13 protein-coding genes are annotated in these 16,406 nt (G+C 45.4%); 7 read left to right on the top strand and 6 right to left on the bottom strand.

The window, feature by feature from the left end; translation table 11 throughout:
• Nucleotides 1–135 precede the first annotated feature (135 nt).
• Nucleotides 136–1,791 (top strand): DUF342 domain-containing protein, encoded by a 1,656-nt coding sequence (locus tag V7R39_RS05085; protein WP_334028846.1) that lies wholly within the window; start codon nt 136–138, stop codon nt 1,789–1,791.
• Between the two features lie 22 nt (nt 1,792–1,813).
• Here V7R39_RS05085 and V7R39_RS05080 read toward each other — a convergent pair whose 3' ends face one another.
• The 4 genes from V7R39_RS05080 to V7R39_RS05065 all read right to left on the bottom strand — a co-directional run bounded on the left by V7R39_RS05080 (nt 1,814) and on the right by V7R39_RS05065 (nt 7,070).
• Nucleotides 1,814–3,208 carry a diguanylate cyclase gene (locus V7R39_RS05080; RefSeq protein WP_334028844.1) on the bottom strand — a complete coding sequence of 465 codons (1,395 nt, stop codon included), beginning with the start codon at nt 3,206–3,208 and terminating at the stop codon, nt 1,814–1,816.
• A gap of 165 nt (nt 3,209–3,373) precedes the next feature.
• Nucleotides 3,374–4,609 carry a kynureninase gene (gene kynU, locus V7R39_RS05075; protein WP_334028842.1) on the bottom strand — a complete coding sequence of 412 codons (1,236 nt, stop codon included), beginning with the start codon at nt 4,607–4,609 and terminating at the stop codon, nt 3,374–3,376.
• On the bottom strand, nt 4,602–5,552 hold the full coding sequence (locus V7R39_RS05070; RefSeq protein ID WP_334028840.1) for an alpha/beta fold hydrolase: 951 nt from the start codon (nt 5,550–5,552) through the stop codon (nt 4,602–4,604). The genes kynU and V7R39_RS05070 overlap by 8 nt, the downstream gene beginning before the upstream one ends.
• Nucleotides 5,553–5,894: 342 nt before the next feature.
• Complete coding sequence (locus V7R39_RS05065; protein WP_334028838.1) at nt 5,895–7,070, bottom strand: thiolase family protein; 1,176 nt, start codon at nt 7,068–7,070, stop codon at nt 5,895–5,897.
• 360 nt (nt 7,071–7,430) lie between these two features.
• On the opposite strand from V7R39_RS05065, the gene V7R39_RS05060 reads away from it, so the two are divergent.
• From V7R39_RS05060 to V7R39_RS05035, 6 genes are read left to right on the top strand one after another with little or no spacing between them, the layout of a single operon-like run.
• Nucleotides 7,431–7,838, top strand: a complete 408-nt coding sequence (locus V7R39_RS05060) for a MerR family transcriptional regulator (protein WP_032095765.1) — start codon at nt 7,431–7,433, stop codon at nt 7,836–7,838.
• A complete protein-coding gene (locus tag V7R39_RS05055; RefSeq protein WP_334028834.1) occupies nt 7,835–9,004 on the top strand; it encodes an isovaleryl-CoA dehydrogenase in 1,170 nt (389 codons plus the stop codon). The genes V7R39_RS05060 and V7R39_RS05055 overlap by 4 nt, the downstream gene beginning before the upstream one ends.
• A gap of 45 nt (nt 9,005–9,049) precedes the next feature.
• Complete coding sequence (locus V7R39_RS05050) at nt 9,050–10,657, top strand: carboxyl transferase domain-containing protein (protein ID WP_334028832.1); 1,608 nt, start codon at nt 9,050–9,052, stop codon at nt 10,655–10,657.
• Nucleotides 10,658–10,668: 11 nt separating this feature from the next.
• The gene (locus tag V7R39_RS05045) at nt 10,669–11,502 is read left to right on the top strand and encodes an enoyl-CoA hydratase/isomerase family protein (RefSeq protein ID WP_334028830.1); all 834 of its coding nucleotides are present in this window, start codon (nt 10,669–10,671) and stop codon (nt 11,500–11,502) included.
• A complete protein-coding gene (locus V7R39_RS05040) occupies nt 11,502–13,520 on the top strand; it encodes an acetyl/propionyl/methylcrotonyl-CoA carboxylase subunit alpha (protein WP_334028828.1) in 2,019 nt (672 codons plus the stop codon). The genes V7R39_RS05045 and V7R39_RS05040 overlap by 1 nt, the downstream gene beginning before the upstream one ends.
• A 5-nt stretch (nt 13,521–13,525) precedes the next feature.
• Entirely contained in the window at nt 13,526–14,425 is a 900-nt protein-coding gene (locus V7R39_RS05035; protein WP_334028826.1) for a hydroxymethylglutaryl-CoA lyase, read from the top strand.
• Between the two features lie 34 nt (nt 14,426–14,459).
• Here V7R39_RS05035 and V7R39_RS05030 read toward each other — a convergent pair whose 3' ends face one another.
• Nucleotides 14,460–15,620 (bottom strand): MFS transporter, encoded by a 1,161-nt coding sequence (locus V7R39_RS05030; protein WP_334028823.1) that lies wholly within the window; start codon nt 15,618–15,620, stop codon nt 14,460–14,462.
• Nucleotides 15,621–15,738: 118 nt separating this feature from the next.
• On the bottom strand, nt 15,739–16,272 hold the full coding sequence (locus V7R39_RS05025; RefSeq protein ID WP_334028821.1) for an SRPBCC family protein: 534 nt from the start codon (nt 16,270–16,272) through the stop codon (nt 15,739–15,741).
• Nucleotides 16,273–16,406: the final 134 nt, after the last annotated feature.

The raw sequence follows: 16,406 nt of genomic DNA, 5'->3' as shown, positions 1-16,406 counted from the left end.
ATGACAGATTGTCGCAATACAAATCTTTCACATTAACAACGCGTCAGATAGTGGCAATAGTCATCGACACTACCATTAAGTAACAATACGAGCGGCCGATAACTATGGTTAGCTTGCTCAGAGGATTATGTTGTCATGAATGGCGTTACAATTAGTTTCGATAAATCTAGAACGTATATAAATATCCAGCTCGACCCTTCTTTATTTGATGCAGATGTAGATATCACTGACATTCGCTCTGAACTTGAACGCGGCGAAACCTCGGGCTTATACGTTTCAGAAAAGTCACTAAAGTCTGCATGTGATACTGCCAATCATTATTTTAAAACTGGCGACACTACGATAGTAAAAGAGCGAATTGGCGAGCGAAAAAATGCAGAAGTAGAGTTTCGTATTCCTGAAGACAATATGTATGCTAATTTAGTATTAACCGCACCGTATGGCGGCAAATTGCCTTCTATCAGTGCGATTATGTCTCTTGCAATGAAAAGTAAAATTGTTAGAGGAATAAGTATTAAGCGAATAAAAGCGCTGTTATCGCAGGCAAAGCAAGCCACGAGCGGCGAAGTTCTCGAAGAAACAATCGCAAAAGGTCTACCGCCTCGAGACGGCAAAAATTCTCGTTTTATTCCGTTGGTTCCTAACGCACTTGAAAGAATTTTAAAGCCGCAAACTCAAGTGGGCGAGCGGGTTGACATGCGTAATTTGGGCGAAGTAATTTGTGTTAAAGTAGATACTCCAGTTCTCAAACGCACGGCACCTACAAAGGGCCGCACTGGATTTGACATTAAAGGCAACAAGCTTCCATCCATGCCTGGCGAATGGGTTGATTTCAAAATGGGAAGCGGCACCGTCGTATCAGACAGCGATTCAAACCTGCTTGTTTCAACCCTATCCGGCATGCCGAAATACCGCGATCAAATAATGAATATAGACGACACCTTTATTTGCACAGGCGTTAACGTGGGCTCTGGGCATGTCAATTATGAAGGTGCTGTACTGGTTAACGGTGATGTTACCGAGAAAATGCAAATTAAAGCGTCAGGCGATGTCACCATCAATGGTTTTGTAGAATCGGCTCTCATTGAATCAGGCGGCGATATAATTATTACTGAAGGCGCCATGGGCAAGGTTAACGATAACGATGGTGAATACCATTGTAAATTGATTGCTGCAGGCAGCATTCACGTTCAGCACGGACAAGGGGTTGAGGTGCAGTGCAAAGGCGATGTCACTGTTGGCAGACAGCTAGCTTACAGCAGATTGCGTTGTGGCGGCGCTGTTATCGTTGGTCAGTTAGACAAGCCCATGGGGAATTTATTTGCCTGCGATATCATCAGCCAAGGGCGTGTAGAAGCGGGTACACTAGGTGCGGTATCTGGCAGTACGTTAAAAATAGATTTTAGCCCGGGTTTTAACCTATTGTCGGAACGAAAAGACGGCTTGGATGAACTGCTGAAGCAAATTCGTGAAAATAACTCAAAGCACAAAGAAAAAATTGATTTATTAAAAAGTAAAAAAGTCCCTAAAGAACTCAAACAAAAAATGACTGATGCCCTTGAGCTACTTAACAACGAAACTGCATTACTTGAATGGATTGAAGGAAAAGCCTCTGAAGTAAAAGAAGCCAAAGCATCCTATCAGTCTGACGTTAAGCTGATAGCGAATAAGCGTCTTTACCCTGGGGTTACTGCCAAGCTTAACAACAGAAACTGGCGTTCAGAGCGCGAGTACAATCGCTCCCAGGTTCGTTACGACGCACATCAGTGGCACTACGACCCTATTGTGTAGGCGCTTTGTTTACCTGAAACCATCAGTCCGCCACAGAGATGCTGTCTACACCTTCGCGCTTGGTTTTGTTTAAGGCTTTGAGTGTTCGCTCGTACCAATCGGAAAACTCTTCTTCACCTTTCAGTTCGGCTAACCCCATAGATACACTCATTAACGATGAAATTGCGTCTTCTTGCTTCATTCGTTCTAACAACCGATGGGCGAGCGTAGTTGCCGCATCCAGTTCCGTTTGAGGGCACAGAATAATAAACAGCTGTTCGTTAAAACGAGACACCACGTCCACTTCTCTTATTGTGCTTAAACAGCTTGCCGCTGTTTTTCTCAACAAATCCTCACGCACAAAATCGTCGATAGCTCTGGCTTTAACGTCCCGCTGCGCTAAATCAATAAGAATGAGCGTTGCTGTTGTGTGAAAGCGCTGGAAACGAGAAATTTCCTCTTCGGCTCGCTGTATCATATGGTTTCGGTTATACAGCCCGGTTATTTTGTCGTGGGCAGATAAGAAAGCGAGCGTACGGTTCTTTTCTAAAAGCGTTGCCTGAAGCGCTGCTATTTCTGAATCTTTTTGCGCCACAGTATATTGATATTTTCGCATATATCGATTGCGATAAATCAACCAAAGCAACACTAGCAATACAATAACTACCCAAAACATCAATTGAGCATAACTGCGGCTGTAGCGCATTTTGACGTTGTTCCAGCGCTTATAGATTTCTACTTTCTTTTCTTCAGGAATACGCTCTATGGCGAAGTTGAGCTTTGGTACCAGGTGGCTAGACGATTTGTTTACGCCAAACGCTAAGGAGTCATGTGGCTCTGCATACCCTACTATACTTAAGTCTTTTAAGTTTTGGTTATTGATATGCATGTTCACGCTAAGCAGCGAACCAACCATTACGTCAAATTTTTCTTCGCCAAGAAGATTGAGCCCTTCTCGCTCAGACGGCACTATTGCTAAACGCACATTGGGATAGTGACGATAAATATACTCAAGCTGCCGATAACCATCAACGATGCCTACCGTTCGATTACCCACTCCTGAATATCCTTGCAGCATGGGTGTTCCCTCTTTTGCAATCAACACATTCGGGGCTTCAAAATAAGGGAGACTAAAATCGAGAAACTGCCGGCGATAGTCTGAAGTGTTTAGCATTGGAATAACTTGGCAACGACCTTGTTGAACAAACTCTAAGCTTTGCTGCCAGCTTTCAGTGGGAACTAATGTAAAAGAGAGATTGCCGATATCGGCGATAATATCAAGATATTCAGCAGAGATGCCAACATGGAGATTATTGCGGATCGCTTCGTAAGGCGCCCAATTAGGATCGACGCAGTAAGTCACATTCTCAATAGTATTGTCGAGTATTTCGCTCTCAAAATCATTTGAGACTTGTGCAGATACTGCGTAAATAAGCATATTTACGCTTAAAAAAACTGTCCACCCGACATAGCTAAATAATTTCAAAGCCTTACCATTAACACAACTTGCGAAAACAGCGAGAAAGTATTCATTCTTCATCGCCATTTTGCAATGCTTCAAGAACGTTTTTCTGCGAATTTCTATGATTTGGCAGCTAACTGGTTACGTAACGTGCTGTTTGCGTTGAAACTCGGCCTTCTTGTACGTCTTTTTCTGCATGATATCGGCCAGTTTAGATACCGCTACTTCAATATCCTCAAATGATAAATAAAGTGGTGCAAAGCCTATTCGCAAAATATTGGGGGCCCGAAAATCTGCAATAACCCCCTCACCAATCCACGCTTGGCATATCGCATAGGCTTCTGGGTGCGACATTGCCACCTGACTTCCTCTGTTTTCGATAGGAGGACTCACAGTGTCCATATAGTCACAAAGGCCTGCGCGCTTTCCTTCAGCGGCGAAAAACGCTTGAAGCTTTTTGGATTTTTCATCTATCGCTTTTAAACTTATATCGTCGAACACTGACAAAGCGGCTTCAAGCACACTCATGCTCAAAATACCTGGGGTGCCGCATAGGTTCTGACTCACTGAATCAGCAGCTTCGTAATCGGGCGTAAATGCAAATGGAGATTGATGACCCATCCACCCTGACAAAGGCTGTCTGTATTGCTGTTGATGTCTATGAGCTACATAGACAAACGCCGGCGCGCCCGGGCCACCGTTTAGGTATTTGTAGGTACAGCCTACCGCAAAATCTACATTGCACTGGTCTAATTCTACTGGAAACGCCCCTGCACTGTGCGCTAAGTCCCACAATGTAAGAATACCGAGCTTTTGTGCTTGGCGAGTTATCGTCTCCATATTCAATTTAAAACCTGAGCGAAAGTTTACCTGAGTCAGCATAAGCACCGCTATGTCGTCAGACAGCTGGCCTTCAATATCACCTTCATCAATGTAGCGAATACTGTAGTCGTCACCCAGCAACGTGAGTAGCCCCTGAACCATATAGATATCGGTTGGAAAGTTATCACGGGTGGTTGCAATTACCTTTTTATCAGGCTGCATATTGAGCGCCGCGCTTAGCACTTTAAACAGATTAATGGATATAGAGTCACAAGAAACGACTTGTCCTGCCTCTGCACCAATCAGCGTGCCTATTTTATCGCCAACCTTTTGAGGAAGTCTTATCCAGTCGTGGCAGTTCCAGCTTTTTATTAAATCTTTACCCCACTGGTTAGTTACCACGTCGTGAGCTCGCTCTGCAGCGGCTGTTGGTAGGGGCCCAAGTGAATTCCCGTCTAAGTAAATGGTATCGGGAGGCAGTGTAAATTGACTGACAACGTGGCGTAGGGGATCTTTATCGTCTAACTGCTTGGCGGAAAAAACCTTGTTAATCATTTGCTGTCACTACCTTTAGAAATGCTTTGTAGGAGTCTGATTTAGGGTGTAGCCAATCAAAATGGCCACCGTTTACAATAGAAATTGTTGTGGCATGTGCGCTTTCGCTGTGCGAAGCGGGCACTATGGCGTCTGCATCACCCTGCATCAGCACAACCGGATACCCAATACGCTCTAAATTCGGTGTTGCTTGCTTATACGCCTCAAAACGTACTTCGGGCTTGCCGCCCATAAAATCAGGCGCTGCGGTTTGACAACTGTTTGTACCCTTGGCGTACTCGATTACATTGGTAATCGCTGCAAGGCCAATAACAGCTTTAATGTCTACGCTTCTCGGTATGTTTAGCTGGGAAGCTGCAGCAAGCAGGGCCAAGTGGCCTCCTGCCGAATGACCAACAATATAAACATTTTTGTCTTCATTTATTTGGGAAAGTGAGCGCGTTATTGTGTTTATTGCTTTTTGAATGTCGTGAAAACTACCGGGCCAGCCACCGCCCTCATCGCCCGTTCTTCTGTATTCCACCGCGTAGATATCGATGCCTGTGTTAGCTAACGCCGAGTAGAAGCCAGCGCCATGGGATGCATCATACGCATTAAGCCAGCAGCCACCGTGGATAAAAATAATGGCGGAATGAGATGCACTTACTCCCCCACTATCTTTTTGTGCTTCGTATACTGACACTGTTTGAAGCGCATCGCTGCCGTAGGAAATTATCCTTGTCGGCACAGATTTAGGTAACAGTAAGAGTGAGCTATAGGGAACTTGATCGAAGGTAGCTAAAGTCTCTGGCGTCTTAGTGTCGTTGTGTTTTTCTTCGACAGCTGTTAGTGATGAACACCCGACCAAAGCAAGTATAGCAACATATAGCAGAAGTAATCGATGCGGTAGCCTGATTATTTCAGGCAAGGCTTTATCATGCCAACCCGTAGCAGCCCAGTTCATAACAGCGCTAGTTTTGTGGGTGTGTTTTTGTTAGCGTTAATGCTTGCAGTGACGTTTGTACTTATATTTAAGTTAGCGTCAGTGGAAACTGTATTTACAGTATAAGCTTTAAACTTCATATAACATTCTTATTATGTATTTCTCCCCCCATTTAAACATAAATGGCACCATGAATGGTGCCATTTAGACTATTAAAATTATGTAACTATTTGTGTACTTGTTTGTGTACTTGTTTGTGTACTTAAGTAGTGATTGATCTGCCTAGGTAGACAATTGCTGTTAGGTGCGTTTATTTGCAATCAATGACTTTTTACATAATAAAAATCGTTGTCTTAATGTCACCTACTGCATCTCAACAGCCAGTGCTACACCTTCACCACCGCCGATACACAGTGAGGCAATGCCACGCTTTTTATTGCGCTGTTTAAGCGCATGAAGCAACGTAACGAGTAAACGAGCACCCGAAGCGCCAATTGGATGGCCAAGAGCACAAGCGCCCCCCTTAACGTTCACTTTACTCTCATCGAGGGCTAACTTTTTAATGGCAAGCATAGTAACCATGGCAAATGCTTCGTTTATTTCAAACAGGTCTACTTCTTCTTTTGTCCAACCCGCCTTGCTTAGTACTTTTTCCATTGCACCTACTGGGGCTACGGTAAAGTTTTCTGGCTCAATAGAATGTGTCGCGTGGGCCACCACTTTGGCTAGCGGCGTTAGCCCCATTTCTTTTGCTTTTTCTTCGCTCATAACCACCAATGCTGCTGCACCGTCTGAAATTGAGCTGGAGTTTGCGGCAGTCACGGTGCCGTCTTTTTTGAAAGCAGGTCGAAGTGATGGAATTTTTTCTGGGCGTGCTGAACCAGGACCTTCATCAGTATCGACAACCACATCGCCCTTGCGACCAGAAATAGTGACTTTGGCAATTTCGTCAACAAAGGTCCCGCTGTTAATGGCTTCATGAGCCTTTGACAGAGAACTTAAAGCGAACTCATCCATTTCTTCTCGAGTAATGTTTTCACTGTCGGCGGTATCTTGGGCAAAGCAACCCATTGCTTTTCCGTCGTAGGCGTTTTCAAGTCCATCCAGCATCATATGATCGAGCACTTGGCCGTGCCCCATTCGATAACCAGAACGGGCCTTGTCCAGCATGTAGGGGGCGTTACTCATACTTTCCATACCGCCAGCTACAACGGTATCTGCACTTCCCGCTTTAATCAAGTCATGGGCAAGCATAACGGCCTTCAGCCCTGAACCACATACTTTATTGATTGTGGTAACACCTGCACTTAGCGGTAAACCTGCACCTAGCGACGCTTGGCGCGCAGGTGATTGACCAAGACCTGCTGGCAACACACAGCCCATTACCACTTCGTCTATTTGAGAGACATCCATGCTTTCACACGCGGCTTTAATCGCCACATTGCCTAAATCTGTTGCACTCATTGGCGCTAGGCTACCGTTAAAACCGCCCATTGGCGTACGTTTGGCTGCAACAATCACTACTGTTTTATCACTCATAATTCCACCCTTAATATATAATAATTTCAATTACTTAATTGCGTTCACTCTGCGCCATGTATACAAAAGTAAACACCTTGAACTGTGCTAAACAAAGACCGTCATCATGAAAAATTGACGTTAGCAAAATGTTACTTTACCTTTACGTAAAATGTAATTAACGTTAACGTAAACCTGTAACAAGGAACTGTCAACCAAACGCAACATTCTTACTTCGCACAAAGATAAAGACCAGCTGTGGCGTAATCAAAAGAATGGCAGTTAATTATGCGCAAATGAAGTATACGCGCAACGTTAAGGACATGAGTCCACGTTTAAATTTTGGACCGCAAAAAAATGCTATACGACAAGGTACATGTAATGAGTCAGTCGGACAATGAAACTACTTTCGCCATTGGTGAGCTTGCGAGAGAGTTCGATATTACGCCTCGCTCCATTCGTTTTTACGAAGAGCAAGGGCTTCTATCTCCTACTCGCACTGGGCAAAACCGCGTTTATTTAAATAAAGACCGGGTTCGCTTAAAGCTAATATTGCGCGGCAAGCGCCTTGGCTTTTCACTTGCCGAAGTAAAGACGCTATTCGACATGTACGACAGTAATCCAAACTCGGCCGTTCAGTTAGAAGCAATGCTAGAAATGTCCGAGCAAAAGCGTGCAGTACTTAATCAACAATTAGAAGACATACAAATGTTGATGACAGAGCTGGACGACGTTGAAACCAGATGTAGAGAAGAACTCGCAGAACTTAAACGAGGAAAAATTGCATGAACACCTCCTACCCTACGATGAATTTTGGACTTGGCGAAGAAATCGATATGCTTCGAGATCAGGTCTATCAGTTTGCTCAAAACGAAATTGCACAACTTGCTGCACAGGCTGACGAAGACAATCAGTTTCCTAATCAGCTATGGACGAAGTTAGGCGAGATGGGCCTTAACGGCGTGACGGTTTCAGAGCAGTATGGCGGCTCAGGAATGGGTTATCTAGCCCATACCATTGCCATGGAAGAAGTAAGCCGTGCCTCTGGCGGCATTGGTCTAAGCTATGGCGCTCATTCAAATTTATGTATTAACCAGATATATCGTAACGGTAACGAAGCCCAACGAGAAAAGTACCTTCCAAAACTCATTTCTGGTGAGCATATCGGCGCCCTTGCGATGAGTGAACCAAACGCCGGTTCTGACGTGGTAAGCATGAAGCTGCGCGCAGAGAAACGAGGCGACAAATATATCTTAAACGGTAATAAAATGTGGATCACTAACGGTCCAGATGCGCATACTTTTGTTATCTATGCGAAGACCGACCCGGCAGCGGGCCCCCGAGGTATAACGGCGTTTATCGTTGAGCGTGATTTCCCAGGGTTTAGCCGTGCACAGAAGCTAGATAAACTTGGCATGCGTTCTTCAAATACATGTGAACTTGTGTTTGAAGACTGTGAAGTGCCAGCTGAAAATATCTTAGGTAACGAAGGCGAAGGCGTTCGCGTGCTAATGAGTGGCTTAGACTACGAAAGACTCGTGCTATCGGGCGGACCACTTGGCATCATGCAAGCATGTATGGATATTGTAGTTCCTTATGTGCACGACCGAGAGCAGTTTGGTCAATCAATCGGACAATTTCAGCTAGTACAGGGGAAAGTTGCCGACATGTATACGCAAATGAATGCATCAAGGGCCTATGTTTACGCGGTAGCACAGTCTTGCGATCGCGGCGAAACCACCCGCAAAGATGCGGCGGGTGCCATTCTTTATTCTGCTGAACTAGCAACGAAAATCGCATTAGACGCCATTCAATTGCTTGGTGGTAACGGCTATATCAACGAATACCCTACGGGTCGTCTTTTGCGCGATGCCAAACTGTATGAAATTGGCGCAGGTACCTCTGAAATTAGACGTATGCTGATAGGCCGAGAGCTATTTAACGAATCTAAATAACAAATTAACAGCGCCGCTATCAAGTGCTAATACACAGGAGGATGTATGCCCGTTCTACGTTCAAGTGTAAATACCAAATCTGAAACGTTTGCAGCAAACCGCGAACATATGCAGACGCAAGTCGATGACTTGCACGAAAAAATCATGAAAATCGCACAGGGCGGCGGAGAAAAAGCTGCCGAACGTCATATCTCACGCGGAAAGCTGCTCCCAAGAGATCGTATAAACGCCCTTCTCGATAAAGACACGCCATTTCTTGAAATTGGCCAACTTGCAGCATGGGAAGTCTACGACGACTACGTGCCTTGTGCAGGTGTTGTGGCAGGTATCGGTATGGTTGCCGGCACTGAATGCATGATTGTGGCCAACGACGCCACAGTCAAAGGCGGTACCTATTATCCGCTCACGGTTAAAAAGCATTTACGAGCCCAAACGATTGCCGAGCAGAACAATCTACCTTGTATTTATCTTGTAGACTCAGGTGGCGCAAACTTACCTCGTCAAGATGAAGTATTTCCTGACAGAGAGCACTTTGGTCGAATTTTTTTCAATCAAGCGAATATGTCGGCTAAAAACATTCCGCAAATTGCGGTAGTGATGGGGTCATGCACCGCTGGTGGTGCCTACGTACCCGCTATGGCTGATGAAAGCATTATTGTTAAAGAGCAAGCAACCATCTTTCTGGGTGGTCCACCGCTGGTAAAAGCGGCCACCGGTGAAGTGGTTAGTGCTGAAGAATTGGGTGGTGGAGACGTTCATACCCGCATTTCCGGGGTTGCTGATCAATTAGCTAATAATGATCACCACGCCCTGTCTCTTGCTCGAAACGCAGTGTCCCGTCTTAACAGAGAAAAGCCAAAGCTGCTTGATGTCAAAGAGCCAAAGCCACCTAAGTTCGATCCAAAAGAAATTTACGGGATTGTGCCTAAAGATAGCAGGCAGACCTTTGATGTGAGAGAGATTATAGCTCGCATAGTCGATGATTCTGACTTTGATGAGTTTAAGCCACTTTATGGCACCACACTTGTGTGCGGCTTTGCTCGCCTTTACGGTAATCCAGTCGGCATCGTTGCCAATAACGGCATCCTATTCGGCGAAAGCGCCATGAAGGGCGCGCACTTTGTTGAGCTTTGCGCTCAGCGCAAAATTCCTCTTGTATTCTTACAAAACATCACCGGTTTTATGGTGGGTAAACAGTACGAGCATGGCGGTATTGCGAAACACGGAGCCAAAATGGTAACGGCTGTAGCCTGTGCTAACGTACCTAAACTAACGGTGCTCATTGGCGGTAGTTTTGGTGCCGGTAACTACGGCATGTGCGGCAGAGCATACGACCCGCGCTTTATGTTTATGTGGCCCAATGCACGTATCTCTGTAATGGGCGGTGAACAAGCTGCAGGCGTACTGGCTCAGGTCAAGCGCGATCAAAAAGAGCGTGCTGGCGAAAGCTGGAGCGAAGAAGAAGAAAAGCAATTCAAACAACCTGTTGTTGATAAATACGAAGAGCAAGGACACCCCTACTTCGCGTCAGCAAGATTATGGGACGATGGCGTGATTGACCCCGCAGACACTCGCTTAGTGTTGGGTTTGTCATTATCTGCAGCACTTAATAAGCCAATTGAAGAAACGCAATTCGGCATATTTAGAATGTAGGAGCGGCACGAATGAACAACATCCAAAAAGATAACTCCCAAAAAGAGAACATAGTATCTGACGCGGTAACGTATCACGTAGACGACAAACATATCGCTACCGTCACATTAAACCGTGCTGAAAAACACAATGCATTTAATGATGACATGATTGCCGAGCTAGAGAGGCTTTTCAAAAAAGCTGGTAGCGATGACTCTGTTCGCGCTGTTATTTTGCGAGCTGAAGGCAAGAGTTTTAGTGCTGGTGCCGATCTTAACTGGATGAAAAAGATGGCCAGTTACACTGAGGCACAAAATCATGAAGATGCCATGGGGCTTGCCTCAATGCTTCATACGCTTTACACCCTGCCCAAACCAACCATTGCAAGGGTCCAAGGTGCTGCCTTTGGTGGCGCAGTAGGTCTTATCGCCTGCTGTGATATCGCCATCGGCAGTAAACTGACTAACTTTTGCTTAAGCGAAGTAAAAATTGGTTTAGTGCCCGCTACCATCAGCCCTTACGTTATTGAGGCAATGGGCGCGCGCGTATGCAGACGCTATTTCCAAACTGCTGAAGTGTTTTCTGCAAGACGAGCCAGACGTTTGGGCTTGCTAAGCGAAGCGGTCAATGAAGAAGACTTAGACAGCACGGTTAACGATATCATCGCTAACATCTTGAAGAATGGTCCGCAGGCCGTATCACAATCAAAGGCGCTGGTTCAGTGGGTAGGTCATAAACCAATAGACAGCGACATGTTAGACGATACCAGCAAACTCATCGCTAAAGTAAGAACGTCTGAAGAAGGCCAAGAGGGCCTCAGTGCATTTCTTGAAAAGCGCAAAGCAGCTTGGTTGGAGGCAAAATAATGATAAATAAACTCTTAGTGGCAAACCGCGGCGAAATAGCATGCCGAGTAATGAAGACGGCAAAACACTTAGGTGTAAAAACCGTCGCCGTCTACTCTGATGCCGACGTTAACGCACGTCATGTTGCCATGGCCGACGAAGCCATTCACCTTGGACCATCCCCCTCTAAAGATAGCTACTTACGCAGCGAGCTTATTATTGAGCACGCCAAAGCACTGGGCGTTGACGCGATTCACCCTGGCTATGGTTTTTTATCTGAAAATGCCGAATTTGCCAATCTTTGTAAGTCTAATGGCATTATTTTTGTGGGGCCGCCGGCGTCAGCTATTGAAGCCATGGGATCTAAATCTGCTGCTAAGCGGATTATGGAAGAAGCAGGTGTACCGCTTGTACCAGGCTATCACGGTGACGATCAGCAGGAGTCCACGCTAAAACAAGCAGCCGATGATATGGGCTACCCAGTATTACTAAAAGCGGCCGCAGGTGGCGGCGGTAAAGGTATGCGTCAGGTGTGGAATGAAGGCGAATTCACCCAAGCGCTTAACGCGGCAAAGCGCGAGTCGATGGCAAGCTTTGGCGACGACCATATGCTTGTAGAAAAGTACCTCACTCGCCCTCGCCACGTGGAAATTCAAGTATTCTGCGATAGCCACGGTAACGGCGTGTATTTATTTGAGCGAGACTGCTCAGTACAGCGTCGCCACCAAAAAATTATTGAAGAAGCGCCTGCGCCAAACATGACCCAGAGCATTCGGGAAAGCATGGGTGAAGCGGCAATATTGGCGGCAAAAGCGATTAATTATGAAGGTGCTGGCACCGTCGAGTTCTTATTAGATGAGGACGGTTCGTTTTACTTCATGGAAATGAATACCCGTCTTCAGGTAGAACACCCTGTTACGGAAATGATCACCGGTGAAGATTTAGTTCAGTGGCAGCTGAGTGTGGCAGAAGGCAATACGCTTCCCAAAACTCAGCAACAGTTAACATTAAACGGACATGCATTTGAAGCCCGTATTTACGCTGAGGATCCTGCTAATAACTTTTTGCCTTCAACCGGAGTTTTGCATTTGTTGCAACCACCTAAAGAGTCTTCGCTTATACGGGTAGACACGGGTGTTGTGCAAGGTGACGAGGTGAGTGTTTATTACGACCCTATGATTGCAAAGCTTGTGGTATGGGGCGAGTCTCGTGATATCGCGCTTAAAAGATTACTGCATGCCCTTGGCGATTATCATATTGCGGGTGTAACAACCAATATCGATTTTCTAAAGCGCGTAGCAAGCAATAGCGCATTTGAGGCTGCAGAATTAACCACAACCTTTGTTGAAAAGCACAACGATGCATTGTTTGCTGAGGCTAAGCGCGACATTCAGGCAAAGTTACCGGTAATGGCGATACTGGCCGTATTACGTCGCCGTTTTGAAAAAGGCTTAGCTGCTGACAGAGCAAGCGCTTCCCCTTGGTTTACAGCCGGTGCATGGAGGGCAAACGCGTCTCACGAAGAGCAGCTTACGCTATTAGTTGGCGACGAAGAGTTCACCGTAACGGTGTGTCATGTGTTTAATGCAGATGCATCTGCGGCGTGGGAAATTACGACGGCAAATTCAACGGTGCGCGTCAGTGGCACCATCAATGAGCATCAGCTTAGCGTTGAAGTAGCAGGTATTAAATCGAATTACACCTTCGCGGTAAGCAATGGCGATTTTGGCCTATACAATCAAGACACGCATATTAACTTCACTGTTGTTGCCCCATCTGAAGGTGATGATGATGAAAATAGTGGTAACACTAACTTCGATGCCCCAATGAACGGCACCATAGTGGCCCACCTAGTGAAATGCGGTGAAAAGGTGAAAAAAGGCGAGCCAATTCTCGTTATGGAAGCCATGAAAATGGAACACAGCATAGTAGCCCCTAGCGATGGTGTTGTGGACAGCTTTTACTTTGAACCAGGTGAATTGGTAGACGGCGGCGCAGCCTTGCTTGAATTCACAAGTGCCGACGCACAGGGAGCTTAATCGCCATGGGTATACCACAGCACGTCAGTATTGTTGAAGTTGGGGCAAGAGATGGTCTTCAAAATGAAAAGTCCATCGTTACTGTTGATGACAAAATTGCGTTTATCAACTTACTGTCTGAAACAGGCCTGAAGCGCATTGAGGCTGGAAGTTTTGTTTCGCCCAAATGGGTGCCACAAATGGCTGATTCTGGCAATGTGTTTACGGGCATTAACAAAGCCAACGCTATTGTCTATTCAGCCTTAACACCAAACGTTAAGGGGTTAGATGCTGCCATTGAGGCTGGAGTCACAGAGGTGGCGGTATTTGGCGCCGCCTCTGAGTCGTTTTCTAAAAAAAATATAAACTGCTCAATTGACGAGAGTTTGCAAAAATTTGAGCCCGTTATTGACAAAGCCAATGCTCATAATATGAGAGTACGTGGGTATGTATCATGTGTTATGGGTTGCCCTTATGAAGGCGAAATAGCACCTAGTGCCGTTTCAAAGGTTTCTAAGCAACTGCTTGACATGGGCTGCTATGAAATTTCATTAGGCGATACAATAGGCACTGGTACACCTGCGGCAACTCAGCGCTTACTCGATAGTGTGTTAAATGTATTGTCCGTTGACGATGTTGCCGTTCACTTTCACGATACCTATGGACAAGCGCTTGTGAATATTTACGCGGCGTTGCAATACGGAGTGGCGTCTATTGACTCTGCTGTAGCAGGTTTAGGCGGTTGCCCTTACGCTAAAGGTGCAAGCGGCAATGTCGCGACTGAAGATGTGCTTTATATGCTTAACGGCATGGGCATAGAGACAAACATCGACATGCAAAAACTGCTCGTAGCAACAGACTTTATCTCTAAGGTGATCAACAAGTCCCCAGCCTCTAAGGTAGCCAACGCGCTTTTGGCTGGCTAGACCTTCACACGAGGGTGCCAATAAACCAGCACCTTTATTTTTCGTTCGGCAGTATCGCTGTGGATATCGTGGCGACAACCATCATGGCCGCCATAATATACACCACCGAAAACGACAAAAATGGGCTGATGGCGGCATACACTGCACCAAAGGTGAGTAAGATAACTCCGATGGCAGTGTTTGAAAACCCCACCAGTTCTGTGCGTTCTTGACCCTCTTTTACATCAAGACTGTATGTCTTTCGTCCCGTTCTTACCCCAGAGTGAGCAATAGACAAAATGAAAAACAAAACAGCAGAAATGGTAAGTGTGTCAGAATCTATAATTAGTAACCCTGCGCAAGCAGCAATGGTAAGCACACCTGCTATTTGCAGCGTTAGCCTTGCGCTGTAATCTGCAACTTTTCCCCAAAGTAACGAAGAGCACATAGATGCTAATGCTTGCGCGGCAATATAAATGGGGAGTAATTTTCGCGCATTATCGCCATTCTCCAGCATGAAATATGGAGCAACCAGCGCAGAATGAACAAAAAGGCCTCGCACGAAGACAAACTGATATACCGTTTTATCGAAACGGATAGAAAACATTTTCCCTTTACCACCGGCGTTGTTTTCTACCTTTGTTTTTAAATTGAACATGCATAGAAGCGTAATAGTGAACGAAACCGCAGCGCACACCAATACACTCAGCAGGGCGTTATCTTTAAACGAATCATCAAAAATAAGTAACGGAACTGCAACCAGTAGCGTCATTACGCCTGAAATAGTAGACGCCAACCCAACAAGATTCCCTCGCTCGCCTTTGGGTACCACATCCGCCTCTATGTCTTTAACGGTTAACGAGCATGCAGAGCGGCCTAAGCTCAAAAGAATGAGAAAACCTAGAATGCACAGGCCCCCATTAAAGCCATCAAGTAAGACTGCAGAGCACAATATACCCACCACTGACGAGATTTGAATACAAATCCCAGCACGCCACACCAGATACCTAGCGGCATTGTTACGTAGATACATGCTTATGAGCACTTGAGGCAAGAGTGCACCAGATTCGCGTATTGGAACCAACCATCCAACCATCCAAGCCGGAGCGCCTGAAATGATGAGTAAGGCGGGAAGCGTGGTTTTCGCAGAAATAAGTAAGTCAGCTAATTTATTAAACGATAACCCGGTTACTAAAAGGTGCTTCTTGTTGGCCATGATGTAGATTCGTTTTTATCATATGCAGAGTTTTACGAGGTCATATATTTAAGGATCATGTGAAACGAACAAGATAAACGCTTACGTTAATAACTTATTAGTAAGCGCTTTGTTGGATTTAAGCGTTATTTTCCACCACGGTTTTTAAATTCTCTAAACCCATTGCGAAGTCAGGACCTATTATGTCGTCTATAAACAAAACAAACAGCTTGTTAATCGGGTTATTATCCACCGTGCCTTCATCGCGCCAAGTTACTCGGCTTCCATTGTCAGTGGCTTCAATTTCTACAATGCCGCTCGACCCCATATCCATTTCTGGGAAATAAAGCGTGTAACCCACCTTGCTATTGTGCTCTAGTTGAACAATCTCCATTTCACCATCGCCTTCGGTATCGCTTTTCCACTCAAGTCGCATACCGATAGCACGATCCGGTCCTTTAAAGGAGAGTTCCATATTGGGATCTCGTTTAAACCACACACCCCATTTTTCCCATTGTTTTAAATTTACTACGTATGGGTATACATCTGACGTTTCAGCATCAATGATGATACTGCGTTCCACGGTATATTGTTGAGGCATAAAGAAACTGCTGATAACCACAAGGACGATTAGCCCGCTTACAGCTAACAATAATTTTTTTAACACACCCATGCTTTACTCCACTTTAATAACCGGAAACAAAATATAACATTAAATTAACAAATATCATTGTGCATTTGTCTCTAAAACACTTATTAGCGGAGTTTTAAACTACTTTTTGAATAGTGTACAAGCCCAAACGAAAA

Source organism: Alteromonas sp. P256, assembly GCF_036864455.1.
Lineage (GTDB): Bacteria > Pseudomonadota > Gammaproteobacteria > Enterobacterales > Alteromonadaceae > Alteromonas.
This window is presented reverse-complemented; position numbering and strand designations above follow the sequence as displayed.